General features: G+C 66.2%; 20 protein-coding genes. 5 read left to right on the top strand and 15 right to left on the bottom strand.

Annotation, left to right across the window (positions count from 1 at the left end; all coding sequences use genetic code 11):
- Positions 1-123: 123 nt before the first annotated feature.
- The 5 genes from KDH83_RS00890 to KDH83_RS00870 form a co-directional block, all read right to left on the bottom strand.
- Complete coding sequence (locus tag KDH83_RS00890; protein WP_212312187.1) at positions 124-1,017, bottom strand: cyclopropane-fatty-acyl-phospholipid synthase family protein; 894 nt, start codon at positions 1,015-1,017, stop codon at positions 124-126.
- Positions 1,010-1,306: an acyl carrier protein gene (locus KDH83_RS00885; protein WP_212312186.1), complete on the bottom strand. Its 297-nt coding sequence runs from the start codon at positions 1,304-1,306 to the stop codon at positions 1,010-1,012. The genes KDH83_RS00890 and KDH83_RS00885 overlap by 8 nt, the downstream gene beginning before the upstream one ends.
- Before the next feature lie 13 nt (positions 1,307-1,319).
- A complete protein-coding gene (locus KDH83_RS00880) occupies positions 1,320-2,240 on the bottom strand; it encodes a fatty acid desaturase (RefSeq protein ID WP_212312185.1) in 921 nt (306 codons plus the stop codon).
- A 35-nt stretch (positions 2,241-2,275) separates the two neighbouring features.
- Positions 2,276-3,919 carry a fatty acyl-AMP ligase gene (locus KDH83_RS00875; protein WP_212312183.1) on the bottom strand — a complete coding sequence of 548 codons (1,644 nt, stop codon included), beginning with the start codon at positions 3,917-3,919 and terminating at the stop codon, positions 2,276-2,278.
- A 1,347-nt stretch (positions 3,920-5,266) separates the two neighbouring features.
- Positions 5,267-6,160, bottom strand: a complete 894-nt coding sequence (locus KDH83_RS00870; protein WP_212312181.1) for an AEC family transporter — start codon at positions 6,158-6,160, stop codon at positions 5,267-5,269.
- 245 nt (positions 6,161-6,405) lie between these two features.
- Here KDH83_RS00870 and KDH83_RS00865 point away from each other — a divergent pair, with 245 nt between their 5' ends.
- Positions 6,406-7,398, top strand: a complete 993-nt coding sequence (locus tag KDH83_RS00865; RefSeq protein ID WP_212312179.1) for a tripartite tricarboxylate transporter substrate binding protein BugE — start codon at positions 6,406-6,408, stop codon at positions 7,396-7,398.
- A 109-nt stretch (positions 7,399-7,507) separates the two neighbouring features.
- Here the strand turns inward: KDH83_RS00865 and KDH83_RS00860 are convergent, their stop codons facing one another.
- A complete protein-coding gene (locus tag KDH83_RS00860; protein ID WP_212312178.1) occupies positions 7,508-8,404 on the bottom strand; it encodes a LysR substrate-binding domain-containing protein in 897 nt (298 codons plus the stop codon).
- Positions 8,405-8,544: 140 nt separating this feature from the next.
- On the opposite strand from KDH83_RS00860, the gene ggt reads away from it, so the two are divergent.
- A complete protein-coding gene (ggt, locus tag KDH83_RS00855; protein WP_212312177.1) occupies positions 8,545-10,305 on the top strand; it encodes a gamma-glutamyltransferase in 1,761 nt (586 codons plus the stop codon).
- A gap of 13 nt (positions 10,306-10,318) precedes the next feature.
- Here the strand turns inward: ggt and KDH83_RS00850 are convergent, their stop codons facing one another.
- From KDH83_RS00850 to KDH83_RS00840, 3 genes are all read right to left on the bottom strand, one after another.
- Positions 10,319-11,449 carry a CoA transferase gene (locus KDH83_RS00850; RefSeq protein WP_212312176.1) on the bottom strand — a complete coding sequence of 377 codons (1,131 nt, stop codon included), beginning with the start codon at positions 11,447-11,449 and terminating at the stop codon, positions 10,319-10,321.
- A 173-nt stretch (positions 11,450-11,622) separates the two neighbouring features.
- Positions 11,623-12,600, bottom strand: coding sequence for a tripartite tricarboxylate transporter substrate binding protein (locus KDH83_RS00845; protein ID WP_212312175.1), 978 nt, complete (start codon positions 12,598-12,600; stop codon positions 11,623-11,625).
- A 58-nt stretch (positions 12,601-12,658) separates the two neighbouring features.
- The gene (locus KDH83_RS00840) at positions 12,659-14,359 is read right to left on the bottom strand and encodes an acyl-CoA dehydrogenase family protein (RefSeq protein WP_212312297.1); all 1,701 of its coding nucleotides are present in this window, start codon (positions 14,357-14,359) and stop codon (positions 12,659-12,661) included.
- A gap of 115 nt (positions 14,360-14,474) precedes the next feature.
- On the opposite strand from KDH83_RS00840, the gene KDH83_RS00835 reads away from it, so the two are divergent.
- Positions 14,475-15,380, top strand: a complete 906-nt coding sequence (locus tag KDH83_RS00835) for a LysR family transcriptional regulator (protein ID WP_212312174.1) — start codon at positions 14,475-14,477, stop codon at positions 15,378-15,380.
- Between the two features lie 42 nt (positions 15,381-15,422).
- On the opposite strand, the gene purU is transcribed toward KDH83_RS00835, so the two are convergent.
- The 6 genes from purU to KDH83_RS00805 all read right to left on the bottom strand — a co-directional run bounded on the left by purU (position 15,423) and on the right by KDH83_RS00805 (position 20,683).
- Positions 15,423-16,277, bottom strand: coding sequence for a formyltetrahydrofolate deformylase (purU, locus tag KDH83_RS00830; protein WP_103272592.1), 855 nt, complete (start codon positions 16,275-16,277; stop codon positions 15,423-15,425).
- A 35-nt stretch (positions 16,278-16,312) separates the two neighbouring features.
- Positions 16,313-17,425: an NAD(P)/FAD-dependent oxidoreductase gene (locus KDH83_RS00825; protein WP_212312173.1), complete on the bottom strand. Its 1,113-nt coding sequence runs from the start codon at positions 17,423-17,425 to the stop codon at positions 16,313-16,315.
- A gap of 49 nt (positions 17,426-17,474) precedes the next feature.
- The gene (locus KDH83_RS00820; RefSeq protein ID WP_212312171.1) at positions 17,475-17,999 is read right to left on the bottom strand and encodes a flavin reductase family protein; all 525 of its coding nucleotides are present in this window, start codon (positions 17,997-17,999) and stop codon (positions 17,475-17,477) included.
- Positions 18,000-18,103: 104 nt separating this feature from the next.
- A complete protein-coding gene (gene pdxH, locus KDH83_RS00815; RefSeq protein WP_212312170.1) occupies positions 18,104-18,733 on the bottom strand; it encodes a pyridoxamine 5'-phosphate oxidase in 630 nt (209 codons plus the stop codon).
- Between the two features lie 160 nt (positions 18,734-18,893).
- Positions 18,894-19,553: a gamma-glutamylcyclotransferase gene (locus KDH83_RS00810; RefSeq protein ID WP_212312169.1), complete on the bottom strand. Its 660-nt coding sequence runs from the start codon at positions 19,551-19,553 to the stop codon at positions 18,894-18,896.
- A complete protein-coding gene (locus KDH83_RS00805) occupies positions 19,553-20,683 on the bottom strand; it encodes an MFS transporter (RefSeq protein WP_249204735.1) in 1,131 nt (376 codons plus the stop codon). Before KDH83_RS00805 ends, KDH83_RS00810 begins: the two co-directional genes overlap by 1 nt.
- 549 nt (positions 20,684-21,232) lie before the next feature.
- On the opposite strand from KDH83_RS00805, the gene KDH83_RS00800 reads away from it, so the two are divergent.
- Both KDH83_RS00800 and KDH83_RS00795 read left to right on the top strand, forming a co-directional pair.
- Positions 21,233-22,423: an efflux RND transporter periplasmic adaptor subunit gene (locus KDH83_RS00800; protein WP_212312167.1), complete on the top strand. Its 1,191-nt coding sequence runs from the start codon at positions 21,233-21,235 to the stop codon at positions 22,421-22,423.
- A 2-nt stretch (positions 22,424-22,425) separates the two neighbouring features.
- Positions 22,426-24,384: a MacB family efflux pump subunit gene (locus tag KDH83_RS00795; RefSeq protein ID WP_212312166.1), complete on the top strand. Its 1,959-nt coding sequence runs from the start codon at positions 22,426-22,428 to the stop codon at positions 24,382-24,384.
- Positions 24,385-24,399 lie beyond the last annotated feature (15 nt).

Genomic DNA, 24,399 nt, shown 5'->3' with positions numbered 1-24,399 from the left:
GTTCTTCGCGAGAGAGTCCGCACAGGAGGGGGCCAGGGCGTAGCCTCGACGACAGCCATATCACGAACACGTGGATCTCTCCGGCCCGCAATCGCCGGGTCATGGAATGTCGTAGCGCGGTCATTATCGAACGATGATGGGCTTTGCGATCTTGCGCGCTTTGAGGCGCGTGAGATTGACAGTCCCTGTGTGAAATCCCACTACGAAGACGCCGAGGTATTTCTCGTACTTTTTGTAGATGGATTCACCTACCATCGCGATGGCCGCTTCGCGATTCTTGCGCAGGTTGGCGTACCAAGATTGCAGGGTCTTGGCATAGTGCATGCGATCATTGCGTAGCATGACGACTTCAAACAGTCCTTCGCAGGCCGCGAGAATCTCGGATACGCGCGGCAGCTCCGACTCGGGAAAGATATTTTCAACGAATGGGTTGGGATCGTCCTCGTCGTAGTTTTCATAGACGATGCTTTGCAGAGACAGGGCGCAGTCTTCCGTAGAGTTGTCGTGGCACCATCTGAAGAAGTCCCGATACGCGGCGGCCTTGGCAATTTTTGAAAGTCCCACCTTCGCAAAGTGCTCGAAAGCGCCAATCGACACAATGGCATCGTATGGTGTTGCGGGTCGATGATCTCTCCAACTTTCGAGTAACACTGATACGGAGTCTCGCTTCGAATGCGTGACCCAATCAGCTTGTGCCTGGCTTAGGGTCAGGCCCACTGCATTCTTGACGTTGTAGTGCGTCACGGCTCGGTCGAGAAGGGTTCCCCATCCACAGCCCACATCCAGCAGATTGCTTTTGTTGGTTGCCTGCGCTTGCGTCAAGTGAAAGTCGAGCTTTCTCAGCTGAGCCTGCTTCAAGGTATCGCCGGCCTCCCAAAGCGCACATGAATAAGCCATCGTCGAATCAAGCCATAGCGCATAGAAGTCATTGCTGACGTCATAGTGCGCCTGAATGGCCTCTGGAAATGCTCCACCTTCGGCTTTGTCGTGGGGAACGGCGGCAAGATCCTCAGTCATTTGTCACCGTCCTGCCCATGGCCAAGATATGCGCCGCTGCCTGTTCGATTGTGGGATGCTCGTAAAGCAGGGTGGGATCAATGTCGCATTTCAACCAGTCCATGAGATCGCCGCTGAGTGTGACGGCGGATGCGGAGTCGAGGCCGTATTTGCTCAGTACAGCGGTTCGGGATATTTTCTCCTTCTTCATGCCGCGCAATTCGGCGATATACGACACTAGCCATTCTTCGATTTCAGCTTGCGTGGCCTGCGGTGTGGCTGGGGGCGTCGGTATTTCGTGGATAGCCATCGTTTTCCTTGGATCAGTGAGATGAAGAAGCTGCTTTTTTACGAGCTAGCGCTTCAGCATTTGGGTGCTGTACGTCATTGCATAAGCCCAGCACGCGTAGCGTACGGATCACTGCGAAACCTAGATCGAACTCCCACCACTTGTGCCCGAACTTCGCCGAACTAGGATACGCATGGTGATTGTTGTGCCAGCCCTCGCCCATGGTGATGAGAGCAAGCCAAGCGATGTTTCGGCTGTTGTCATCAGTTGAATAGCGGCGGAATCCGAACACATGGTTGAGGGAGTTCAGGCCCCATGTAATCTGATGTACGAATGAGATTCGAAACAACCCAGCCCACAGCAGACCCTCCATTGCGCCCGTCCACCCTCCAGGCGCGATGGCGCCTACCGCAGTCGGGATCGCCAGGCCCAAAAGTACCCAAAGGGTGTAGTAGCGATTCAGTGTCGTCACGACGTGGTCTTGCAATAGGTCTTTGGCAAACATCGGGACATTGGTTATTTCGCCCTTGAGCATCCAGCCGAAGTGTGCGTGCCAAAGACCCTTGATCCGCTCAGGTAAGGTGACGCCGTGCATGCATGGGGAATGACAGTCGTGCTTGGTATCGCTGAATGCATGGTGCCGACGATGGCTGGCCACCCAAAACAGCACCGGTCCTTGCGCGGCCATCATGCCAAGCACTGCGAGTACCGCCTTCGTGGCGGGTGTGGGCTTAAATGATTTATGAGTAAATAGTCGGTGAAAGCCCACCGTGAGTCCTGCGGTCGTCAGCGCATACAGCACCGCAAACATGATCAGGGATGTAGTGCTTACACCGCGCGTAAGCGCCCAATAGACAGCGCCGCACGCACCGATCGCCGGAACGAACATCGTCAAAAAGGCGACCCGCTGTTGCGTCCGTGCCAGTGCAGGATTGATGAGTAAGATCTTTTGCATGATTCCGGTCGGTATTGAATAAATGGGGGAATCGCCTACATCGGTAGTGGTATAAGCTTTTGCGTCACATACAGCTGCTTGCATGCGAAGCGGCTGATTTTTCCGCTGCTGGTACGCGCTAGGCTTCCGGCTTTGACGGGAACGAAGGCGCCAACGCCAATGCCGTGGCGCTGTAGCACGAGGCGAGATACCTCGTCCCGTATTGCGATGAGATTCAACGTGCGAAGGGAACGTGAACTTACCTCCTGCACAAGCACCAGTTGTTCGGTCGCTGGGCCTGCCACGCTGAAGGCGACAGCGCCCTCCTGAGCAAGAATGGGCTCCGCACTCCGCATGGTCGCTTCGATATCCTCAGGGAAGAGATTCTTGCCGTGGATGATGATCAGATCGCTTAGTCGCCCGGTGATAAACAACTCTCCATTCAACTGGAAGCCGAGATCCCCTGTGCGTACGCCGTTAGGCGAGCCAGGTCGGAACGCCCGGTCGCTCTTCCCCCAATATCCGTTTGCAACGCTTGGACTGGCAACGAATATTTCTCCGATTTCTCCTTCCAGGCAGCACGCTTCGGAATCGGTGCGCAAAATATCAACGCGTGCGCCTTTTGTAGATGGGCCGCATGAAACCAGTTTCCCTCCCGCTAGCACGTTGACGCCATGCGTGGTGAGCTGCGGGTCGGAAGACTCTATGATCAAAGGTTCCCTATTTTTCCGCGCCGCGGAAACAATTAATGTCGCCTCCGCCAAGCCATAACAAGGGACAAACGCCGTGCGACGGAAGCCCGCATGTGCAAAGGCCGCACTGAAGGCATTCAGCGTGCTTGCCCTGACGGGTTCTGCCCCATTGAATGCAAGATCCCAAGAGCTCAAATCGATATGCGGTTCGAGGCTCGTGGCCTTCTTGACGCAGAGGTCGTAGGCGAAGTTAGGACCTCCGCTGGTAGTCGCCCGGTACTTGTGAATGGCCTGCAACCATCGTAGCGGTCGCTGAATAAATGAAATGGGAGATAGTAATGTCACTGGAAAGCCCGCAAATAGCGGTTGCAATATCCCGCCAATCAGACCCATGTCGTGATAGTGAGGCAGCCAGATGACGCCAGAACTCTCACATGTATGTCCGAACGCCACTTCAATTTGCCGCAAATTGGCAAAGATATTGGCGTTGCACAGCACCACACCTTTCGGTTTGGACGTACTCCCGGAGGTGTATTGCAAAACCGCGACATCTGGTTCGGAGACAACTAGGGACTGAACGATTCGGGCGCAGTCGAAGTTGCCGTCGGTGGCCGCAATGGCACCTTGGTATGCATCCGGTAGTAGTGCGCTTATATGCCCGAGAAAACCCGTCTCGGTGAAGATTGCTGCAGGCTCGCAATCTTTAAGGACGTGGTCGAGCCGATGCGCTGTATCGTTGGGTTTCGGGATGGGCAAGGGCACTGCCACCACGTTCGCCAACAGGCACGCAAAGAAGGCCTGAATGAACTGGAGCCCGGCCGGGTACAGGAGCACGACACGCTGACCAGGCGAAATGTGCTTTCTGATGATGGCAGCCAAATCATGTGCGTTGGTCGCGAGTTGACCGTACGTCAGGCAGCGTTCCTCTACGTCACTTTGAAGATATCTGTACCCAAGTTGGTTGGCGCTTTCGCGCACTCTCTGCTCCAAAAGCCGCGTGAAGTTCATGCGAACTCCATGCTCGGGTCAGAGCGGTTTTCAGAGAGTAGGGGCGCGAGAAGGCCAATGAGCACGCCGTTGCGGAAATCGGTGCCGCCAAATATATGCAATTTGACGCGTCCATAGCAGGCACTATTATCGCTGGGCCCAACGCCTAGGTGTCGCTTTGCCATGCAGTCGGGCTCCATAAAAAACGCGGTTAAGTATGGAATGACGGCAGATTGCCTGATATTCGAAAATTGGGTGCTGCTCGTCAGGTGGTGTGGGTGAAATTCAAAATTTCTATGTCTATGATTATTTTTGCTTTGTTCTATTTGTGTTGCCTATATATGCTCGTCCTCCGGAAGCGGGGGCTCAGAGTCATTCGGCTGTTTGTAAATAAAATCTCATAAGGATTGTGAATTTTGTCTATGGTGATGGTGAGGTTGGTCACCCACTTCGGGTAGGGGGTGTGGTGTTTGTTTTTTGGAACGCTGTATTGACATTCGATAAAAATAGATTTTCTGGTGATCGCTAATTCTGTGTTTATGCGAAAGATGGTAATAATTTGCTGGATTCTGTGCGGGCGGTGCGGCTGATTTGTGGCGCGAGTTTATAAGGCCTTGAAATCATCGCTTGCCGTGGCAAGTGATAAGCCATTTTTCATTTTGGGGGTGTTGAAGCCACAGAGAGTTTAGGCGCTATATGAGCTATTATTTTTACTGGGAGTTTTTCGCTTTACAAGGCCTATCTGAAAAAATCAGATTATTCCCAATGCTCCGTGACGGGTTTCGGTTGTTGCGGGAGGAGCCTTGGTTGGTCGCCTGGTCTCGGCCAAAAAGGTCTCAGCGTTTATTGTTCGGCTGAGCGGCTTTGCCTTGCAAGCGCTATGAGTATTGATGAGCAATCGGATCGTTGGGTGATGCGGTAATGCTGGTTTCTCAGAGAAAGCCTCGAAACAATCCAAGTTAATCAAGATGTCTCTGAAAAATAGACAATTAGAGATCAAGCAAGTAGATGGCTGTCCGAAGGTAAGCAGATGAGCCAATCGAACTTCTCGGCAGCGGAATGCGTCGTCGGCCTTGAACAATCACAGTAAGACAAGCCGTAGGCCGTTGCGTGATAGCTACCAGGCCCGCAGTGGCGGTAGCAGCACCGGCAAGAGGAGCGCCCGGAACAAGGTGCAAGAAAACCGTAGCCGGCGTAGTTGCAGGCGGATTTGGTGGACGGTCCTGTGCGGTACCGAGTGGATCGCATCGTCCAGCGCACCCAGTTCCTACCGAGCTTGCCGTCGGCCTTTATGTGCCTGATCGTTGGTTCGATAGGACCGCGCCGTTTGATCCATACCGGATCCAGCACAGGAGGGGCTTACCGCAATTACTGCGTCAGCATCAGCCACAGCGGAATGGTCAGCGCCGAGGCCAGCGTGCCCAGCGACAGCAGCAGGGCCACCATGCGCCCGTCGCCGCCCATGCGCATGGCCAGCACATAGGCGGCCGATGCCGTGGGCAGCGCGCCGAACAGCAGCAGCATGCGCGATTCCAACGGCGGCATGCCCAGCAGATGGGCCACCAGCAAGGCCACCAGCGGCAGCGCGGCCAGCTTCACGGCCAGCATCCAGGCGATCAACGCGCCATAGCCCTTGCCGCCTTCCCAGGCCAGGCTGGCGCCCACGCACAGGATGCCCAGGGCGATGGCCGCCGCGCCCAGCCGCGCCAGCACCGTGTCGACCGGACCGGGCAGCTGCAGGCCCGCCAGGTTGCAGGCCAGGCCGGCCAGCGTCGAGACCACCAGCGGATTGCGCGCCAGCTCGCGCAGCAGGTTGGCGCCGCTGTGGCGCGCCAGGCCATAGACCGCGACCACGTTGGCCATGGGCACGGCGAAGCCGATGATCAGCGCCATGATGGTCTGCCCCTGCGCGCCGCCGATGCTGGCCGACAGCGCCAGGCCGATGTAGGTGTTGAAGCGGTAGCCGCATTGCGCCGCGGACGCCAGCCCGATCGAGGTGGGCCGCAGCACGGGGCCAGCCAGCCACGACAGCGCGACGCCGGCGGCGATCATGGCGGCCGTGGCCTGCAGCAGCAGGGCGGCGTTGCCGGCGCTGATGGGGGTGCGCAGGATCGCCTGGAACAACAGCGCGGGGAACAGCACGAAGTAGACGAGGCGCTCGGCGCCGGCGAAGAATTCGCGCGAGAAGCCGAGCTTGTGGCGCAGTGCCCAGCCCAGCGCGACCAGCATGAAATCGGGTAAAACCAGCAGTGCGACCGACATGGGGAATGGCTGTTTTTCGTTGCGCCAGCAGGGGATTTTCTGCCTAGGCGGGTGTAAGCATTTGCTGCTATTCTCCGACATTCTGGCGGGCGCGTGTTCCACCAGCAACTCATAATCAGCGCCGCACAACGCGGCGGCGCGTATAACTAAGCGCCCCCATCGCCAATCGTCGTCCGTCCACAGACGGCCGGCCCGCTACACAATCCGCACACACGCGGATTCGCTATCTTGGAGGAAACACACCAATGAATAAAGCTCGCACCCTGGCCGTGGCCATCGCGCTGGCCACCGGCGCCGCCGGCACGCTGGGCGTCTCGGCCGCGCACGCCGCCGACAAGTATCCCGGCAAGGCCATCCGCGTCATCGTCCCGTTCGCCCCGGGCGGTTCCACCGACATCATTGCGCGCCTCGTGACGCAGCGCATGAGCCAGGAACTGGGCCAGCCCATGGTCGTGGAAAACAAGGGCGGCGCTGGCGGCGCCATCGGCGCATCCGAGGCCGCGCGCGCCGAGCCCGACGGCTACACGCTGTCGATCGCCACCGTGTCGACCATGGCCGTGAACCCGGCCTGCCGTCCGAACGACCTGCCCTACGATCCGATCAAGGACTTCCAGCCGGTCACCAACTTCGCCAACACGGCCAACGTGGTCGCCGTGAACCCGAAGTTCCCGGCCAAGGACTTCAAGGGCTTCCTGGAAGAGCTGAAGAAGAATCCCGGCAAGTATTCCTACGGCAGCTCGGGCACCTGCGGCGTGCTGCACCTGATGGGCGAATCGTTCAAGATGGCCACGGGCACCGACATCGTGCACGTGCCGTACAAGGGCTCGGGCCCGGCCGTGGCCGACGCCGTCGGCGGCCAGATCGAAATCATCTTCGACAACCTGCCGTCCTCCATGCCGCAGATCCAGGCGGGCAAGCTGCGCGCCATGGCCATCGCGTGGCCGGGCAACATCGATGCCATCAAGGACGTGCCGACCTTCAAGGACGCCGGCTTCCCGGTGCTGAACCAGCCGGTCTGGTACGGCCTGCTGGCGCCCAAGGGCACGCCGATGGAAGTCGTGAACAAGCTGCGCGACGCCGCGGTCGTGGCGCTGAAGGACCCGAAGGTCATCAAGGCGCTGGACGACCAGGGCTCGGCGCCGTCGGGCAACACGCCGGAAGAATTCGCCAAGGAAATCAAGGAACAGTACGACTGGGCGAAGGACGTCGTGAAGAAGCAGAACATCAAGCTGGATTGATGGCTTGAAGCAGGGGCCGGCCGGGCCGGTCCCTGGTTTGCGCGGGCGCCTTCGGGCGCCCGTTTTCATTGTGGCGCGGCCCTGGCGCCGCAACAGTGGCGGCCCGTGGTCAGGCCTCGGTCAGGCGCGCCAGCAACGCGTCGCAGGCCGTGCGCAACCGTTCGATCAGGTCGCGGTGCAGGGCAGACACCGGGTCCTGGTTGCGCATCATGATGCTGATGGGCACGCGCAGCGCGGGTTCCAGGCGGCGCAGGTGCATGCCCGGCCGCAGCAGCGCCCGGGCGGTGATGGCGTCGACGATCGCATCGCCGCAGCCGGCCTCCACCAGTGCGCAGGCCACGTAGTGCGTCTTCACCTGGATCGCGGGGTTCACCTCCACGCCCTGCGCGTCCAGCGCCATCTGCAGCAGCGCGCCAGAGGCGTCGCGCGCGTCCAGCACGATCAGCGGGTGGTCCGGCGGCAGGTCGGCCAGGCGCAGCGGACCCGATCCCGGATCCAGGCTCAGGTGCACCAGTTCGGTCTGGCCCAGGCCGGTGCGGGTCAGGCCGGGATAGTCATTGGTGTCGAAGGTGACGATGGCGTCCAGCTCGCGCGTCAGCAGCCCCTGGACCAGCTCGGCGCTATGGTAGGTGTGCAGGTCGAAGGTGACGCCGGGATGCGCGTCGCGGCTGGCGCGTACCACGCCGGGCAGCAGGCCCAGCCCCAGCGCCGGCGCGCTGCCCAGCCGCAGATGGCCGTGCGGCCGGTCGCGCAGGCTGGCCGCCAGCCGGCGCACGCTGTTCAGGTCTTGGTTCAGCCGCGCCACTTCGGGCGTCAGGATCTCGGCCTCGCGCGTGGCCACCAGCCTGCCCTTGACGCGCTCGAACAGCTTGAAGCCCAGCTGGGCCTCGGCATGCGCCAGCAGCTTGCTGGCGGCGGGCTGGGAAATGTGCAGCGCGGCCGCGGCCTCGGTCAGGGAGCCGGTGCGGCGGATGGCTTCGAAAATCTCGATGTGACGCAGGCGCATGGCGCAAAAAGCGGGAAGAGCGGGCAGTGCCGGAACCGGGATTCTATGCCGGATGCCTGCGGGGCGCCCCGGCCGCGCCATTGGCGGATTTGAATATCATTGGGGGCTGCCCCGCCCACCGTTACCCGCCGGAGTCCGCCATGCCCTTGTCCGTTCGCGCCGTTCTTGCCGCCGTCCTGATCGCCGCCGGCGCGTCATCCGCGCCCGCCGCGTGGGCGCGCGGCCCGCAGGCGGCGGACCGAAATCCCGAGGCCGCGACGGGCTATGCCGAACGCGCGCTGGTGCGCGCGCCGCATTTCATGATGGTGTCGGCCAATCCCTGGGCCACGCGCGCGGGCGACGAAATGCTGCGGGCCGGCGGCAGTGCGGTGGACGCGGCGATTGCCGCGCAGCTGGTGCTGAACCTGGTCGAGCCGCAGTCCTCCGGCATCGGCGGCGGCGCTTTCCTGGTGCTGTACTCGGCGCGGCAACAGCGCGTCCTGACCTACGATGCCCGCGAAACCGCGCCGGCGGCCGCGCGCCAGGATCGCTTCCTGGATGCCGAAGGCAAGCCGCTGCCCTTCGCGCAGGCCGTCAACAACGGCATGGCGGTGGCCACGCCGGGGCTGCTGCGCGGACTGGAGCTGGCGCACAAAGAGCATGGCAAGCTGCCCTGGGCGGACCTGTTCGCGCCCGCCATCCGCCTGGCCGAGCAAGGCTTTCCGGTATCGCCGCGCCTGCATGCGCTCCTGGCCGGCAACAAGGCGCTGCCGAAACAGCCGGCGGCGGCCGCCTATTTCTATGCGCCCGACGGCCAGCCCTGGCCGGTGGGGCATGTGCTGAAGAATCCCGAGTTCGCCCAGACGCTGCGCGAGATCGCGGCGCGCGGTGCCGACGCCTTCTACCGTGGCGCGATCGCGCGCGACATCGTCGCGGCCGTGCACGGCCATGCCAAGCCCGGCGACCTGAGCCTGGACGATCTGGCGGGCTATCAGGCCAAGCGCCGCGAGCCGGTCTGCGGCGCGTACCGGGGCTACGAGCTATGCGGCATGGCGCCGCCCAGCAGCGGCCCGCTGGCGGTGTTGCAGATGCTGGGCGAGCTGGAGCAGTACCCCATGTCCCGCTACGCGCCCAATAGCGCGCAGGCCGTGCACTACTTCGCGGAGGCCGGCAGGCTGGCCTTCGCGGACCGTGATTTCTACGTGGCGGATCCCGACTTTGTGAAGGTGCCGGTGCGCGCGCTGCTCGATCCCGCCTATCTGCGCGCGCGCGGCGCGCTGATCCAGCCGGACCGCAGCATGAAGGTCGCGCTGCCCGGCGACCCCGAGGGCAAGCTGCTGGGCCTGGGCCGCGACGCGGCGCTGGAACAGCCGTCCACCAGCCATCTGGTGGCGGTCGACGCGCGCGGCGACGCGATCAGCATGACCACCACCATCGAGAACGAGTTCGGCAGCAAGATCTTCGTGCGCGGCTTCCTGCTCAACAACGAGATGACCGATTTCTCGTCGTCGTTCAAGGATCCCGAGGGCCGGCTCGTGGCCAACCGCATCGAACCGGGCAAGCGCCCGCGCAGCGCCATGGCGCCCATGATCGTGCTGCGCGACGGCAAGCCTTACATGGTGGTCGGCTCGCCGGGCGGCAGCGCCATCATCAACTACGTGGCCAAGACGCTGGTGGGCGTGCTGGACTGGGGCCTGGACATCCAGGCCGCGATCTCGCTGCCCAACATGGGCAGCCGCAACAAGGACACCGAGCTGGAAAAGGGCACGGCGCTGGAAGCCCTGGCGCCCGCGCTGGAAGCGATGGGGCATCCGCTGCGCATCACCGAGTTTCCCAGCGGCATCCACGGCATCGTGATCGGACCGGACGGCTTGCAGGGCGGCGCGGACCCGCGCCGCGAAGGCCTGGCGCAGGGCGGTTAGGCGCGCCGCGCCGCTAGCCGGCCTCTGGTTCCAGGCCGCCCAGCGCCGGCGGCAGCCGACGCAGCCTGGCGGGCGTGCGCGATAGCTTGATCGGCGAGCCCACACCCCGGTAGTCGCCCTGTTCCAGCAGCATGCCGCGATGGCGGGTATGCGGATGGGCCAGGGCCTGGTCCACGGTCTGCACGGCGGCGGCGGGCACGCCCGCGCGCAGCAGCCGGTCCGCCAGCGTAGCGGCCTCGTGCGCGGCCAGCAGCGCCGACAGGGCATCGCGCAAGGCCTGGCGGTTGGCCAGCCGGTCGGCGTTGGCCGCGTAGCGCGGGTCCCGCGCCAGTTCGGGCGCGCCCAGCGTGGCGGCCAGCTGCGCGAACTGGCGGTTGTTGCCCACGGCCAGGAAGATCGGGCCGCTGGCGGGGGGCAGCGTTTCATAGGGCGCGATGTTGGGATGCGCATTGCCGCTGCGGGCCGGCGTCTTGCCGCTGTAGAAATAGTTGGGCGCGTGTGGGTGCAGCAGCGACAGCGCGCAGTCGTACAGCGTGATGTCCAGGAACTGCCCCAGGCCGCTGCGCGCGCGCTCGTTCAGCGCCAGCAGCACCGCCACGGCCGCGTTCAGGCCGGTGACCATGTCCACCACGGGTAGGCCGACGCGGGTGGCTTCGCCATCGGCCTCGCCATTCACGCTCATCAGGCCGCACATGGCCTGGGCACAGGCGTCGTAGCCCGGCAGGCCGCCCAGCGGCCCGTCGGCGCCGAAGCCGCTGACGCGGCAATGGATCAGCTTCGGGAATGCCTGGCTCAGCGTCTCGTAGCCCAAGCCCCATTTCTCCAGCGTGCCGGGCTTGAAGTTCTCGACCAGCACGTCGGCGTCGGCCAGCAGCGCGCGCAGCAGCTCCTGGCCCGCCGGCAGCGACAGATCCAGCGCCATGCCGCGCTTGTTGCGGTTCACGCCGATGAAGTAGGACGCCGTCTCGCCCAGGAACGGCGGTCCCCAGCCCCGCGTCTCGTCGCCGCCAGGCGGCTCGATCTTGAGCACGTCGGCGCCGTGGTCGGCAAGAATCTGCGTGCAATACGGACCGCCCAGCACGCGGGACAGGTCGATCACCTTGCAGCCGGCAAGCGCGCCGGCGTCGGAAAGCTTGGGGAACATAGGTACTCGCTGGTTCGTGGTCAGTGTTGCTTCCCTGGGGAGCAGATGCGCCATGCGCCTGCCGCCACACCCCCGGCGCTCCACGGCTGTCCCAAGAGCGGGGCAGCGCGGATCCGGCTCCGCCGGTCCGCAGCTGCGCCCCCTGGGGGGAAGCGCGCAGCGCTCGGGGGGCCTCAATCTATCGAAACGTTGGCGCTCTTGATCAGCGCGCGCCATTTGGGCACTTCCTCGGCGATGAAGCCCGTCAGCGCGGCCGGGCTCTGGTCCTGCGCCGGAACGATGCCCTGGCTGTGCAGCGCCTGCTTCACGTCGGGATCCGCCAGCGCCGCGCGGAACGCCTGGTTGAGCTGGTCCACGGTCGCGGCCGGCGTGTCCTTGGGCGCGACGATGCCGAAGAACACGCTGACGTCATAGCCTTTCAGCCCCTGCTCCGAAATGGTGGGCAGGTCGGGCAGCGCGTCCGAGCGCTGCGCGCTGGCCAGGCCGATGGCGCGCAGCTTGCCGGCCTTGATGTGGGGCAGCGCGGTCAGGATGTCGGTGAAGGACATGGATACCTGGCCGCCGAGCAGGTCGTTCAGCGCGGGGCCGGTGCCCTTGTACGGGATATGCATGATCTGCGTGCCGGCCATCTGGTTGAACAGGATGCCGGCCAGGTGCGAGGACGCGCCGTTGCCCGACGAGGCGTAGCTGAGCTTGTCCGGGTGCTGCTTGGCGTAGGCGATCAGCTCCTGCACGTTGGTCGCGGGCACCGAGGGATGGACCACCAGGATGTTGGGCAGGTGGCCGATGCGGATGACGGGCGCAAAACTCTTCTCGGGGTCATAGCCCTGGTTCTTGTACAGGCTGACGTTGATCGCCAGCGGGCCGGAGGTGCCGAACAGGATGGTGTAGCCGTCGGGCTTGGCGTGGGCCACGTATTCCGAGCCGATGTTGCCGCCGGCGCCGGCGCGGTTCTCGACGATGACGTTCTGGTTCAGCGGCTGCCTGAGTTTTTCGGCCAGGCGGCGCGCCATCGCGTCGGTCGGGCCGCCGGGCGGGAAGGGCACGACCAGCGTGACGGGACGCGAGGGGTAGGCGTCGGCGGCGGACGCTGGCGCGACGGCGGTGAGCGTGGCGGTGGCCAGCAGCAGCGGGATGAGCAGGCGTTTCATGGTTGTCTCCATTGTGGTGGCGCGCCGGCTGTGTCGCCGGCGTCGTGGGTGCGCGGTGCTAGAGCGCGTATTGCAGGATGGCGGTGCAGTCGGCGCTTTCGTTCGCGGGCGCCGCATACGGGTCGCGCGCGGCCAGGCGATGCCGCAACACCAGGTCGGCCAGGACCGCGCGCGTTTCCAGTCCGGGCTCGCGGGCTTCCCGGCGCAGGGCCGCGATGGACACGGCGTGATACAGCAGCGTCGCCGCCTGCCGCGCCAGTTCATCGCGGTTGCCCTCGGCCGCCATGGCGGCGAAGGCGAAGCTGCGCTCGATGGCGTCCTGTTGCGTGGCGGCCAGCGCGTCCGCGCAAGGCACGCCTTCGGCCAGCAGCTGAGCGACGTGGCGGCGCAGGGCCGGCAGCGAGTTTTCGCGGTTGATGGCGCGCAGCACGTCCAGCGCGACGATGTTGCTGGTGCCTTCCCAGATCGAGCCCAGGTGCGCGTCGCGCACCAGGCGCGGCTCGGTCCATTCCTCGATGTAGCCGCAGCCGCCGCGCACCTCCATCGCGTCGCCGGTGACCTTGCGGGCGTCGCGGCAGGCGCGGAACTTGATCAGCGGCGTCAGGATGCGCGCCAGCGCCGGGTCCGCGCGGCCCTGGTCGGCCTCGGCCAGCGCCCGCGCCGTCTGGAACATCACGCTGCGGGCCTGTTCGGCCCAGACCGTCATCTTGGCCAGCTGGCGGCGCATCAGCGGCATGTCGATCAGGCGCTGGCCGAAGGCGCGGCGCTGCTGCGAGAAGTAGACCGCCTCGGTGACGGCGCGGCGCATCAGGCCGGCCGCGCGCATGCCGTTGGACAGGCGCGAGTTGTTGATCATGTCGGCCATCTGCTTGAAGCCACGGCCGTGCTCGCCCACCAGCCAGGCGGTGGCGCCTTCCAGGCGGATCTCGCCGCTGGCCATGGAGCGGGTGCCGAGCTTGTCCTTCAACCGCAGGATGCGATAGCGGTTGTGGCTGCCATCGTCCAGCTCGCGCGGCAGCAGGAACAGCGACACGCCCTTCAGGCCGGGCTGCGCCTCGCTGCGCGCCAGCACCATGGCGAAGCCGGCGTCGGGGTTGGAGCAGAACCACTTGTCGCCGCTAAGGCGCCAGCTGCCGTCCGGCCGCGCCTCTGCCACGACCTCGGTGGCGCTGACATCGGAGCCCGCGCCCTGCTCGGTCATGAACATGGCGCCCTGGCGCAGGCTGTCGAAGTCCAGGCTGGTGACCTGCGGCAGCACCTTTTCGACGAGTTCCGGCGCGCCGAACTTGCGCAGCGTGCGCGCCAGCGAGTCGGTCATGCTGACCGGGCAGCACAGGCCGAACTCGGCCTGCACGAACAGATGGCTGAGCGCGTATTTGGCCGCGGCCGGCATGGGCTCGGGCCAGCCCAGCGCGCCGCCGCGATGCGACAGCGCGGCCAGGCCGAATTCGCTGTAGGCCAGGCGCTCCAGCTCGACGTAGGCCGGGTGCTTGTCGATGCGGGATTCGTCGGCGCCGGCGCGGTTGCGCACCGACAGCGTGGGTGGGTGCCTGTCGGCGTCGGCGGCCAGCTCGTCCATGCGGCCGCCGGCCAGCGCGCCCAGCCGGTCCAGGTGCGGCAGCAGGTGCGCGTGTAGCGCCGGGGGCAGATACAGGCGGCTGAGCGCGGCCGCGTAGGGGTCGGCGCGGAACAGGTTCAGGCCGCGCGAATCGGGCACGGGCGTGGCGGCGGTCGGCGGGGCAAGCATGGCGGCGTCCATGGGGCGGTCCTGGGCTGCGGAGGGATGCTGCATGGTGCGCGGCTGGATTAATCTATGCAAATACTTGATTTGTCTGGATTGATCCAAAAAAAATATCGATGACGGGAGACGAGCGATGGACCTCGAACCGCGCCTCTTGCGCTATTTCATCGCCGTGGCCGAGGAGCGGCATTTCGGCCGCGCGGCGGCGCGGCTGCACATTTCCCAGCCCCCGCTCAGCTACGCCATCCGCCAGCTGGAGCAGGGCGTGGGCGCGCGCCTGCTGGAACGCACCAGCCGCCAGGTGGCGCTGACCGAGGCGGGCAAGGTGCTGTACCGCGAGGCCCAGGCGCTGCTGCGGCAGGCCGAGGACGTGCGCGTGCTGGTGCGGCGCGTCGACGCCGGACTGCGCGGGCGGCTGCGCATCGGCTTCGTCGGTTCGATGCTGTACCGCGGCCTGCCGGCGCTGCTGGCGGCCATGCGGGCCGAGCTACCGGACGTGGAGCACGTGCTGGCCGAGCTGAATTCCCATGACCAGATCGAGGCCGTGCATCGCGGCGAGCTGGACCTGGGCTTCATCCACGCCAACCCGCTGCCCGAGGGCGTGCAGGCTCAGGACCTGGTGGCCGAGCCCTTCGTCGTCTGCCTGCCCGTCGGCCATGCGCTGGCGCGGCGCGGCAGCCTGGCGCTGGCCGAGCTGGCCGGCGAGGACTTCGTGTTCTTCGCGCGCGCGGCCTCGCCCAGCTACTACGAGACGGTGCTGTCGCTATGCGTGACGGCCGGTTTCACGCCGCTGGTGCGGCACGAGGTGCGCCACTGGCTGAGCGTGGCCGCGCTGGTGTCGCAGGGACTGGGGGTGGCGATCGTGCCGGCCTGCCTGTCGCGCAGCGGTCTGGCCGGCACGCGCTTCATCGGCTTCGAGCACGAGGCGCGCTCGGTCAGCCAGGCGATCTGGCCGGCCGAGGGCCGCACGCCGTTGCAGGAAAGCGCGATGCGGCTGGTGATGGCGCGCATGCCGACGCTGCGGCCTGAACCGGGCTAGAAAGCCCGCTGCCGGCCCGACGGGCCGGCCGGATCCGCGCGATCAGCGGAAGACGACGGTCTTGTTGCGGTTCAGCAGGATGCGGTGTTCGACATGGCTGCGCACCGCGCGCGACAGCACCAGCGATTCGATGTCGCTGCCCACCTGGGTCAGATCGGCGGCCGTCATAGTGTGGTCCACGCGTTCGATGTCCTGGTCGATGATGGGGCCTTCGTCCAGGTCCGACGTCACGTAGTGGGCCGTCGCGCCGATGATCTTCACGCCGCGCGCGTGCGCCTGGTGATAGGGGCGCGCGCCCTTGAAGCTGGGCAGGAAGCTGTGGTGGATGTTGATGGCGCGGCCGTTCAGCGCGCGGCACATGTCCGCCGACAGGATCTGCATGTAGCGGGCCAGCACCACCAGGTCGATGTGCTCGCGGGCCGCCAGGTCCAGCACCTGCTGCTCTTGCTGCGCCTTGGTGTCGGGCGTGACGGGCAGGTGGTGGAAGGGGATGCCGTAGGTGGCCGCCAGCGGCGCGTAGTCGTTGTGGTTGGAGACGATGGCCGCGACCTCGGCGCGCAGCTGGCCGCTGTGCACGCGGAACAGCAGGTCGTTCAGGCAGTGGCCCTGCTTGCTGACCATGATCAGCAGGCGCGCCTTGCGGCGGGCGTCGTGCAGTTGCAGGTCCATGCCGAACTCGGCCGACAGCGTGTCCAGGCGCGCGCGCAGCGCATCGGGCTGGATATCCGACGGCAGGTCGAAGTGCACGCGCAGGAAGAAGCGGCCGGTTTCGTCGTCGCCGAATTGCTGGGAATCCAGGATGTTGCAGCCCAGTTCGAACAACAAACCGCTGACGCGATACACGATGCCCGTGCGGTCGGGGCAGGACAGGGTCAGGATGTAGTCGTTGTGCTGCATGGTCTGGAGGATGCGTGGATGGAAGGGAGGTCGGGTCAGGCGGCGGCCAGGCGCGCCAGGGTTTCGTCGGCCAGGGCCAGGCTGGACGTCAGGCCGGGGGATTCTATGCCGAACAGATTGACCAGGCCGGGCACGCCGTGGTCGGCGGGACCGGCGATCATGAAATCGGCGGCCGGCTCGTGCGGGCCGGAGATCTTCGGGCGGATGCCAGTGTAGCCGGGCGCCAGCGCGTGGTCGGGCAGGGCGGGCCAGTAGCTGCGCACCGCCTCGTAGAACACATCGGCGCGGGCCGGGTCCAGGGTGTAGTCCTCGCTGTCGACCCATTCGGTGTCGGGGCCGAACTTGGCCTGGCCGCCCAGGTCCAGCGTCAGGTGCACGCCCAGGCCGGCGTGTTGCGGCACGGGGTAGATCAGCCGCGAGAACGGCGCGCGGCCGGACAGCGTGAAATAGCTGCCCTTGCACAGGTAGCTGGCGGGGATGCTGGCGGCGGGCATGCCGTCGATGCGGCGCGCCAGCGCCGGCGCCTGCAGGCCGGCCGCGTTGATCAGCGTGTTGCAGCTCAGGCGCATCGCGTCGGCGCCGCCGAATTGCAGCTCGAAGCCGCCCTCGGGACGCACGCGCCCGGATTCCAGCGGCGTGTGGAACACGCATTGCGCGCCGGCGTTCTCGGCGTCGCCCTGGTAGGACAGCATCAGGGCATGGCTGTCGACGATGCCCGTGGAGGGCGACAGCAGCGCGGCGGTGCAGCGCAGCGCCGGTTCCAGCCGCATGGCCTCTTCGCCGGAGATGTATTGCAGGTCGTCCACGCCATTGGCGCGCGCGCGCCGGGCGATGTCTTCCAGCTGGGCCGCCTGGGCCGTGTCGGCGGCCACGATCAGCTTGCCCAGGCGCTTGTGCGGCACGCCGCGCTCGGCGCAATAGGCGTAGAGCAGATGCTTGCCGCGCACGCACAGCCGGGCCTTCAGGCTGCCGGCCGGGTAATAGATGCCGGCGTGTATGACTTCGGAGTTGCGCGAGCTGGTGCCGGTGCCGATGGCCTCGGTGGTCTCGGCCACCAGCACCTCGCGTCCGCGCAGCGCCAGCGCCCGCGCGATCGCCAGGCCGACCACGCCCGCGCCGATCACGACGCAGTCGATGTCGGCGCTCATCGGCGGGCTCCGGCGGCGGACGATGCCTGTGCGCAAGGGCGGCGGAGCGTCATGGCGTTTTCCTGGCGGCATGGGCGCCGGCGGGGGTGAGGTCGAAGCCGCCGGCATGGAAGACCAGCGGCGGTTCGCCGCTGTGGCCGCAGCGCTCGACTTCGCCGACCATGATGACGTGGTCGCCTTCGACGTAGCGGCTGCGGTTGTGGCATTCGAACCAGGCGGCGCAGCCACCGTCCAGCATCGGCGTGCCGCCCGGCGCCCGCGCCACGGTCAGGCCATTGAAGCGGTCGGGCGTCCTGCCGGTGGCGAAGCGGCGCGCCAGCGCGATCTGGTGGGCGCTCAGCACATTGACGACGTAGCGATCGCAGCGCTCGAAGGCTTCCCGCGACGACGAGCCGCCAGACAGGCTCCACAGCACCAGCGGCGGATTCAGCGACACCGAATTGAAGGAGCTGACCGTCAGCCCGATGGGCGCGCCATCGGCGTCGGCGGCGGTGACCACCGTCACGCCGGTGGCGTAGCGTCCCAGCGCGGTGCGGAAGAAGGTGGCGTCGAAGTCAGGCTTGGAAACAGTCATGTAAGTTCACGGCGGCGCCACCCTTATCGGGGCAGCGCAGATCCGGCTCCGCCGGTCCGCAGCTGCGCCCCCTTGGGGGGAAGCGCGCAGCGCTCGGGGGGGCTCTACGGCGATAGGCGTTCGATCTTCCAGCCGGCGCCGTCGGGGACGTAGCGCAGGCGGTCGTGCAGGCGCGACGGGCGGCCTTGCCAGAATTCGAACGCGGTGGGTTTCAGGCGGTAGCCGCCCCAGTGCGGCGGGCGCGGCGGCTGGTCGCCATAGCGGGCGCGGAATTCCTGCTCGCGGGCCTCCAGTTCTTCGCGCGTGATGGGCTGGCTCTGGCGCGAGGCCCAGGCGCCGATCCGCGAGCCGGCGGGCCGGCTGTGGTAATAGGCGTCGGATTCATCGGCCGCGACCCTTTCCACCACGCCCTCGATGCGCACCTGGCGTTCCAGCGGCTGCCAGAAGAACAGCAGGCAGGCGCGCGGCTCGGCCAGCAGGTCCGTGCCCTTGCGCGATTCGTAGTTGGTGAAGAAGGTGAAGCCCTGCTCATCGTAGCCCTTGATCAGGACGATGCGCGCGCTGGGCTGGCCGCTGGCGTCGACCGTGGCCAGCGTCATGGCATTGGGTTCGGGCACCTTGGCGGCCTGGGCCTCGTCGAACCAGCGGGAAAACTGTTCCAGCGGCGAAGCGCTGGCCTGGCTTTCCAGCAAGACGTTTTTTTCGTAGCTTTGACGCAGATCGGAGACGGACATGGGGCTTTGATTCAGCGTTGATGACAGGGAGTTTATACCGCCGGGACGAGCGCTCCCCTATTGACCCTGCGCAGGGCTTGCTCATATCGGGCGGAGGTTGCAGCCAGCCTGTCCGGCGCCTGTTGCCGGAATGCGTCGCGCCGGGGTGTCCGGCCCGCCGTCAGGCCGTCTCGGGCAGCGCGTGGCTGTCGGCTTCCAGGCGGCGGGCGATGGCGTCCAGCCGGGAATCATGGATGCCCGCCGCGCGCAGCGCCTGGGCGGTCTGCACCACGTACTCGGTGCAAGGGCCGTAGCGGCCGGAGGCCCGGCGCACGATGGCCAGCAGTTCCGGCTCGGGCAGGGCGCGGATGTAGGCCGGGTTGTCGCGGTTCATGATGAAGACCAGGGCGCGGACCTGTCCGGCTTCGGTGCTGCAATTGATCCAGCGCGGCAGATAGGCGCCGGTGGACATCTCGCGGTCCCACAGCGCCGGGAAATAGTCGGGCACCTGGCCGCCAGCCAGCCGGTAGACCACGCCGCGGCAGGAGCCGCCGCGGTCCAGGCCGAACACCAGGCCGGGGCATTCCGGCGTGCCCCGGTTGACCCGGGACCACAGGCATAGCGCCCGGTGATGGCCGTGCAGCGTGGCCAGCCGCCGTTCCTCGAAGGCGAAATCCGGGCGCCAGATCAGCGAGCCGTAGCCATAGACCCACACGTCCTCGCCCTTGCGCCAGTGGCGCAACGTCTCGTCCAGCGAGGCCTGGCGTTCTTCGCTGGTCCAGAGCCGGAAAGGCAGGCTGGCGCCGGAAACGCCGGCGTCTTGGGGGGCGGGGGACTGCATTACGGTTTGGCGTCGGTTTCGAGCGGCGGATTGCGGTTCGCCCAGCCTCCCGCCATCAGGGCCACCGAATAGGCCCAGAACAGCGGCGCGACGCCGATCACCGAGCCGAGCGCGCCGAACGTGAGCGGCAGCGACACCTGGGATCCGTTGATCAGCGCCATGCGCAGGCCCACGGCTTCGGCCGCGCGGCCGGGCGGGGAGTGCTGGTGCAGCAATGCAAGCATACTCGGTTGGCAGCATCCCAGCGCAAGCCCCAGAATGAACGACAGCACGATCAGCACGCTAACGTCGCTGAACAGCGGGTAAAGCATGAAGTCCACGGCCGCCGTGGCCATGGCGGCGCGCACCAGGGTCCAGGAACGGACCCGGCGCTGGATCAGCGGCAATACCAACCGGATGACGAATGTTGCCGCCGCGAACGACGCCAATATGATGCCGATGGTGGTGGCCGACAGGCCGATCGCCACGCCGAAGATCGGCACCACGAACAGATGCGTGTCCCAGGCGCCGGACAGGATGGTGTTGACCATCAGGATGCGGCGCAGGGCCGGCACCGCCAGCAGCTCGGTCACCCTGCGGCGCTCGGCCTCCTTGGCGCCGGCCAGCAGCTGGGAATTGATCGCGGCGAGCTGGCGCCGCAGCAGGTACAGGCCGCCGGCCGACAGCAGCGGGCCCAGCGTCAGCAGCCCGAAGGCCAGCCGCGTGCCCAGATGGTCGATCGCCAGCCCCGCGATCAGCGGCCCGGAAAAGCCCGAGCCGGCCAGCGCCAGCGACATCAGGGAGAAGTTGCGCAGCCGTTGCGTCGGTTCCGCGTGGCCGAGCAGGTCCTGGGTGGCGACCTGGTGCAGCATGAAGCCGATGCCGATCGAACAGGATGCGATCAGCAGCGCCGCCTGCGTCTGCGAAATGAAGGGCAGCGCCGTGCCGACGGCAACCAGCGCCGTGCCGATGACCAGCGGGCGCTGCACGCCGACCCGGTCCACCCAGCGGCCGGCGCGCACCGAGAACAGCATGGGCAGCACGGCGAACACTGCCACCAGCGTGCCGACCTTGAAGGTCGACAGGCCCATTTGCAGCGCGGTCAGGGACACGGTGATGCGCCCGCCGGTCAAGGCCACATGGTTCATCATGGCCAGCAGGCAAAGCAGCGCCGCCCCGGAAAATTCCGGGGAACCAGGCTTGGAGGAGGGGGATCGATGAGAGGTAGACACGGCGTAACTTGGTTTCATTCTGTCGGCATCGTCGCGCTATGTCGAGGCGCGAATGTTTTGCGCTGCCGCAAATACTTTGTCAGATGCGTAACAAGATAGGCGCCATCTAGCGGCCAAGTCGCGCCGTTAGGCGGCAGGTGCGCGCAAGATGGCGGCACGTTCGCGGCAAGGCCGTGGGCCGCGGGGCCGCTGGGCGCGCCGTTCTGGCTGTATCGTTCTCGCAACGGAACAATCCGGCGAGGCCGGCGGCCCCGCAAAACGGGCCGGGCGGGCGGCTTTACCGATCTTCACCCTTTTGAGACACATTGCCGGTTCTTTGGATGCTTGATGTGTTTAGGATGTGGGGGACATAAGGAAACCAGGATCAATGAACCGCAACGCCCACGCATCATCCGCCCCGCGCACCGCATGCGCCCGCCGCTCCCTGCCGGGGCGCGCCCTCCGTTCCGGGACGGCGGCAATATGAAGATGAAGCAGCCTCGCAGCAAGCTCGCGCGCTACGGCCTGATCGCCGGCGTCCTCCTGGTCCTGGCCTATGGCTTCCATGCCGCCTTCCTGTCGTCTCCCCCGCCGCCGACCTTCGCGTCCGCCGAGGTCACCCGCGCCGACCTGGAGGACAGCGTGCTGGCCAGCGGCACCATCGACGCCATCGAGCGCGTCAGCGTCGGCGCCCAGGTGTCCGGCCAGCTCAAGTCGCTGAAGGTGGCGCTGGGCGATCGCGTCCAGAAGGGCCAGCTGGTCGCCGAGATCGACGACATGACCCAGCAGAACGAGCTGCGCAACAAGCAGGCCGCGCTGGAAATGCGCCGCGCCGCCCGCACGGCCAAGATCGCCACGCTGAAACAGTCCGAGCTGGCCTACCGTCGCCAGCGCCAGATGCTGGCGGCCGATGCCAGTTCGCGCGAGTCTTTCGAGACGGCCGAGGCCACGCTGGCCGTGACCCGCGCCGAGATCGCCTCGCTGGACGCCCAGATCGTGCAGGCCGAGGTCGACGTGGACATCGCCAAGGTCAACCTGGGCTATACGCGCATCGTCTCGCCCATCGACGGCGTGGTGGTGGCCGTGATCACCAAGCAGGGACAGACCGTCAACTCCATACAGAGCGCGCCCACGATCATCAAGGTCGCCAACGTGGCCACCATGACCATCAAGGCGCAGATCTCCGAGGCCGACGTCACCCGCGTCAAGCCCGGCCTGCCGGTGTACTTCACCATCCTGGGCGAGCCGGACGAGCGCTATCACGCCACGCTGCGCGCGGTGGAGCCGGCGCCGGACTCGATCCAGAAGGACGAGACGACGGCGTCACTGACGTCCGCCTCCGGCAGCGCGACCAGCGCGGCGATCTACTACAACGGCCTGTTCGACGTGCCCAATCCCGACGAGCGGCTGCGCATCTCCATGACGGCGCAGGTCTTCATCGTGCGCGGCGAGGCCAAGGACGCCATCGTGGTGCCGTCCTCGGCGCTGGGCAAGCGCGGCCAGGACGGGCGCTACGCCGTGCGGGTGGTCGGCAAGGACAACAAGACCGAGGAGCGCCAGGTGCGCATCGGCATGAACAACAATGTGCGCGCCGAGGTGCTGGAAGGGCTGCAACCCGGCGAGCGCGTGGTGACGGTCGATTCGGTCGCGGCGGCCGATCCGGCGGCCGCGGGCCATTGATCATGGGCAGTCCCCTGATTTCCCTGTCTGGCGTGCGCCGGGAGTTCCCGGCGGGCGAGCAGACCATCGCGGTGCTCAAGAACGTCGACCTGACCATCGAGGCAGGCGAGATGGTGGCCATCGTCGGCGCGTCCGGATCGGGCAAGTCCACGCTGATGAACATCCTGGGCTGCCTGGACCGCCCCACCAGCGGCGACTACCGCGTGAGCGGGCGCAGCACCGGCGAACTCGACCCCGACGAGCTGGCCGAATTGCGCCGCGAGCACTTCGGCTTCATCTTCCAGCGCTACCACCTGCTGGCGGACCTGAGCGCGACGGGCAACGTGGAAGTGCCGGCGGTCTACGCCGGCAAGCGGCGCGAGGCGCGCCACCAGCGCGCCGGCGAACTGCTCGGGCGCCTGGGCCTGGGCGACCGTACCGATCACCGCCCCGGCCAGCTGTCGGGCGGCCAGCAGCAGCGCGTCAGCATCGCGCGGGCGCTGATGAACGGCGGCGAGATCATCCTGGCCGACGAGCCGACCGGCGCGCTGGACACGCACACCGGCCAGGAAGTGCTGCGCATCCTGGAAGAGCTGAACGCCGCCGGCCACACCATCATCCTGGTCACGCACGACATGAACGTGGCCCGCCATGCCCAGCGCATCATCGAGATCAGCGACGGCGAGATCGTGTCCGACCGCCGCAATCCCGATGCGCCGCGGCGCGAGGCCGAGCGCGAGGCGCCGGCGGCCATGCCGCGCCGGCCCGGCTGGCAGGCCTACCTGGATCGCTGCGGCGAAGCGCTGCGCATGGCGCTGCTGGCCATGAACGCGCACCGGCTGCGCACCTCGCTGACCATGCTGGGCATCATCATCGGCATCGCCGCCGTGGTGTCGGTGGTGGCGCTGGGCGAGGGCTCGCGACGCAAGATCATGGACGACATCGCCGAGATCGGCACCAACACCGTCGAGGTTTTCCCCGGCAAGGACTTCGGCGACGAGAAGGCGGCGCAGATCCATACCCTGCTGCCGTCGGACGCCGACGCGCTGGCGCGGGAAAGCTACGTCGACAGCGTGACTCCGGAAGTCGGCACCACCAACACGGTGCGCTATCGCAACGTCTCGGTCAACGGCTCGATCCAGGGCGTGGGCGAGCAGTTCTTCCGCGTGCGCGCGTTCAAGCTGGCCCAGGGCAAGTTCTTCGACGAGACCGCCGTGGCGCGCCGCGCCCAGGAGGTCGTGATCGACGACAGCACCCGCCGCAAGCTGTTCGGCTCGCACACGGACCCGATCGGGCAGGTGATCTTCCTGGGCTCGATGCCGGCGCGCGTGATCGGCGTGACGCAGAAGAAGGACACGGTCTTCGGCAGCAACGAGACGCTGAACGTCTGGATTCCCTACACCACGGCGCTGTCGCGCGTGCTGGGCCAGCGCCATCTGCGCAGCATCACGGTGCGGGTCAAGGACGACGTGCCGCCGGTCGCCGCCGAGAAGGCCATCGTGCAGGTGCTGACGCGCCGGCACGTGACCAAGGATTTCTTCGTGTTCAACACGGACGCCGTGCGCAAGACCATCGAGCGCACCACGGCGACCATGACGCTGCTGGTGTCCATGATCGCGCTGATTTCGCTGATGGTCGGCGGTATCGGCGTCATGAACATCATGCTGGTGTCGGTCACCGAGCGCACCCGCGAGATCGGCGTGCGCATGGCGGTCGGCGCGCGGCGCGGCGACATCATGCAGCAGTTCCTGATCGAGGCCGTGCTGGTCTGCCTGATCGGCGGCATGGTCGGCATCGCGCTGTCGCTGGGGCTGGGCGTGCTGGTATCCAAGGCCACGGGCGGCTCGTTCCGCATGATCTATTCCTCGGCGTCGATGGTGGCGGCATTCACCTGCTCCACCCTGATCGGCGTGTTGTTCGGTTATCTGCCGGCGCGCAACGCGGCGCGCCTGGACCCCGTAGAGGCCTTGGCCCGGGAATGAGGACGATGAGAGTTT

This window comes from Achromobacter sp. Marseille-Q0513 (genome assembly GCF_018195695.1).
In the GTDB taxonomy this organism is placed as follows: Bacteria; Pseudomonadota; Gammaproteobacteria; order Burkholderiales; family Burkholderiaceae_B; genus Achromobacter.
This window is presented reverse-complemented; position numbering and strand designations above follow the sequence as displayed.

What these genes read in the sequence shown, in the direction of transcription:
- KDH83_RS00890 (WP_212312187.1), bottom strand. Translation starts at nt 1,017, where the DNA reads ATGACTGAGGATCTTGCCGCCGTTCCCCACGACAAAGCCGAAGGTGGA.
- KDH83_RS00885 (WP_212312186.1), bottom strand. Translation starts at nt 1,306, where the DNA reads ATGGCTATCCACGAAATACCGACGCCCCCAGCCACACCGCAGGCCACG.
- KDH83_RS00880 (WP_212312185.1), bottom strand. Translation starts at nt 2,240, where the DNA reads ATGCAAAAGATCTTACTCATCAATCCTGCACTGGCACGGACGCAACAG.
- KDH83_RS00875 (WP_212312183.1), bottom strand. Translation starts at nt 3,919, where the DNA reads ATGAACTTCACGCGGCTTTTGGAGCAGAGAGTGCGCGAAAGCGCCAAC.
- KDH83_RS00870 (WP_212312181.1), bottom strand. Translation starts at nt 6,160, where the DNA reads ATGTCGGTCGCACTGCTGGTTTTACCCGATTTCATGCTGGTCGCGCTG.
- KDH83_RS00865 (WP_212312179.1), top strand. Translation starts at nt 6,406, where the DNA reads ATGAATAAAGCTCGCACCCTGGCCGTGGCCATCGCGCTGGCCACCGGC.
- KDH83_RS00860 (WP_212312178.1), bottom strand. Translation starts at nt 8,404, where the DNA reads ATGCGCCTGCGTCACATCGAGATTTTCGAAGCCATCCGCCGCACCGGC.
- ggt (WP_212312177.1), top strand. Translation starts at nt 8,545, where the DNA reads ATGCCCTTGTCCGTTCGCGCCGTTCTTGCCGCCGTCCTGATCGCCGCC.
- KDH83_RS00850 (WP_212312176.1), bottom strand. Translation starts at nt 11,449, where the DNA reads ATGTTCCCCAAGCTTTCCGACGCCGGCGCGCTTGCCGGCTGCAAGGTG.
- KDH83_RS00845 (WP_212312175.1), bottom strand. Translation starts at nt 12,600, where the DNA reads ATGAAACGCCTGCTCATCCCGCTGCTGCTGGCCACCGCCACGCTCACC.
- KDH83_RS00840 (WP_212312297.1), bottom strand. Translation starts at nt 14,359, where the DNA reads ATGGACGCCGCCATGCTTGCCCCGCCGACCGCCGCCACGCCCGTGCCC.
- KDH83_RS00835 (WP_212312174.1), top strand. Translation starts at nt 14,475, where the DNA reads ATGGACCTCGAACCGCGCCTCTTGCGCTATTTCATCGCCGTGGCCGAG.
- purU (WP_103272592.1), bottom strand. Translation starts at nt 16,277, where the DNA reads ATGCAGCACAACGACTACATCCTGACCCTGTCCTGCCCCGACCGCACG.
- KDH83_RS00825 (WP_212312173.1), bottom strand. Translation starts at nt 17,425, where the DNA reads ATGAGCGCCGACATCGACTGCGTCGTGATCGGCGCGGGCGTGGTCGGC.
- KDH83_RS00820 (WP_212312171.1), bottom strand. Translation starts at nt 17,999, where the DNA reads ATGACTGTTTCCAAGCCTGACTTCGACGCCACCTTCTTCCGCACCGCG.
- pdxH (WP_212312170.1), bottom strand. Translation starts at nt 18,733, where the DNA reads ATGTCCGTCTCCGATCTGCGTCAAAGCTACGAAAAAAACGTCTTGCTG.
- KDH83_RS00810 (WP_212312169.1), bottom strand. Translation starts at nt 19,553, where the DNA reads ATGCAGTCCCCCGCCCCCCAAGACGCCGGCGTTTCCGGCGCCAGCCTG.
- KDH83_RS00805 (WP_249204735.1), bottom strand. Translation starts at nt 20,683, where the DNA reads ATGATGAACCATGTGGCCTTGACCGGCGGGCGCATCACCGTGTCCCTG.
- KDH83_RS00800 (WP_212312167.1), top strand. Translation starts at nt 21,233, where the DNA reads ATGAAGCAGCCTCGCAGCAAGCTCGCGCGCTACGGCCTGATCGCCGGC.
- KDH83_RS00795 (WP_212312166.1), top strand. Translation starts at nt 22,426, where the DNA reads ATGGGCAGTCCCCTGATTTCCCTGTCTGGCGTGCGCCGGGAGTTCCCG.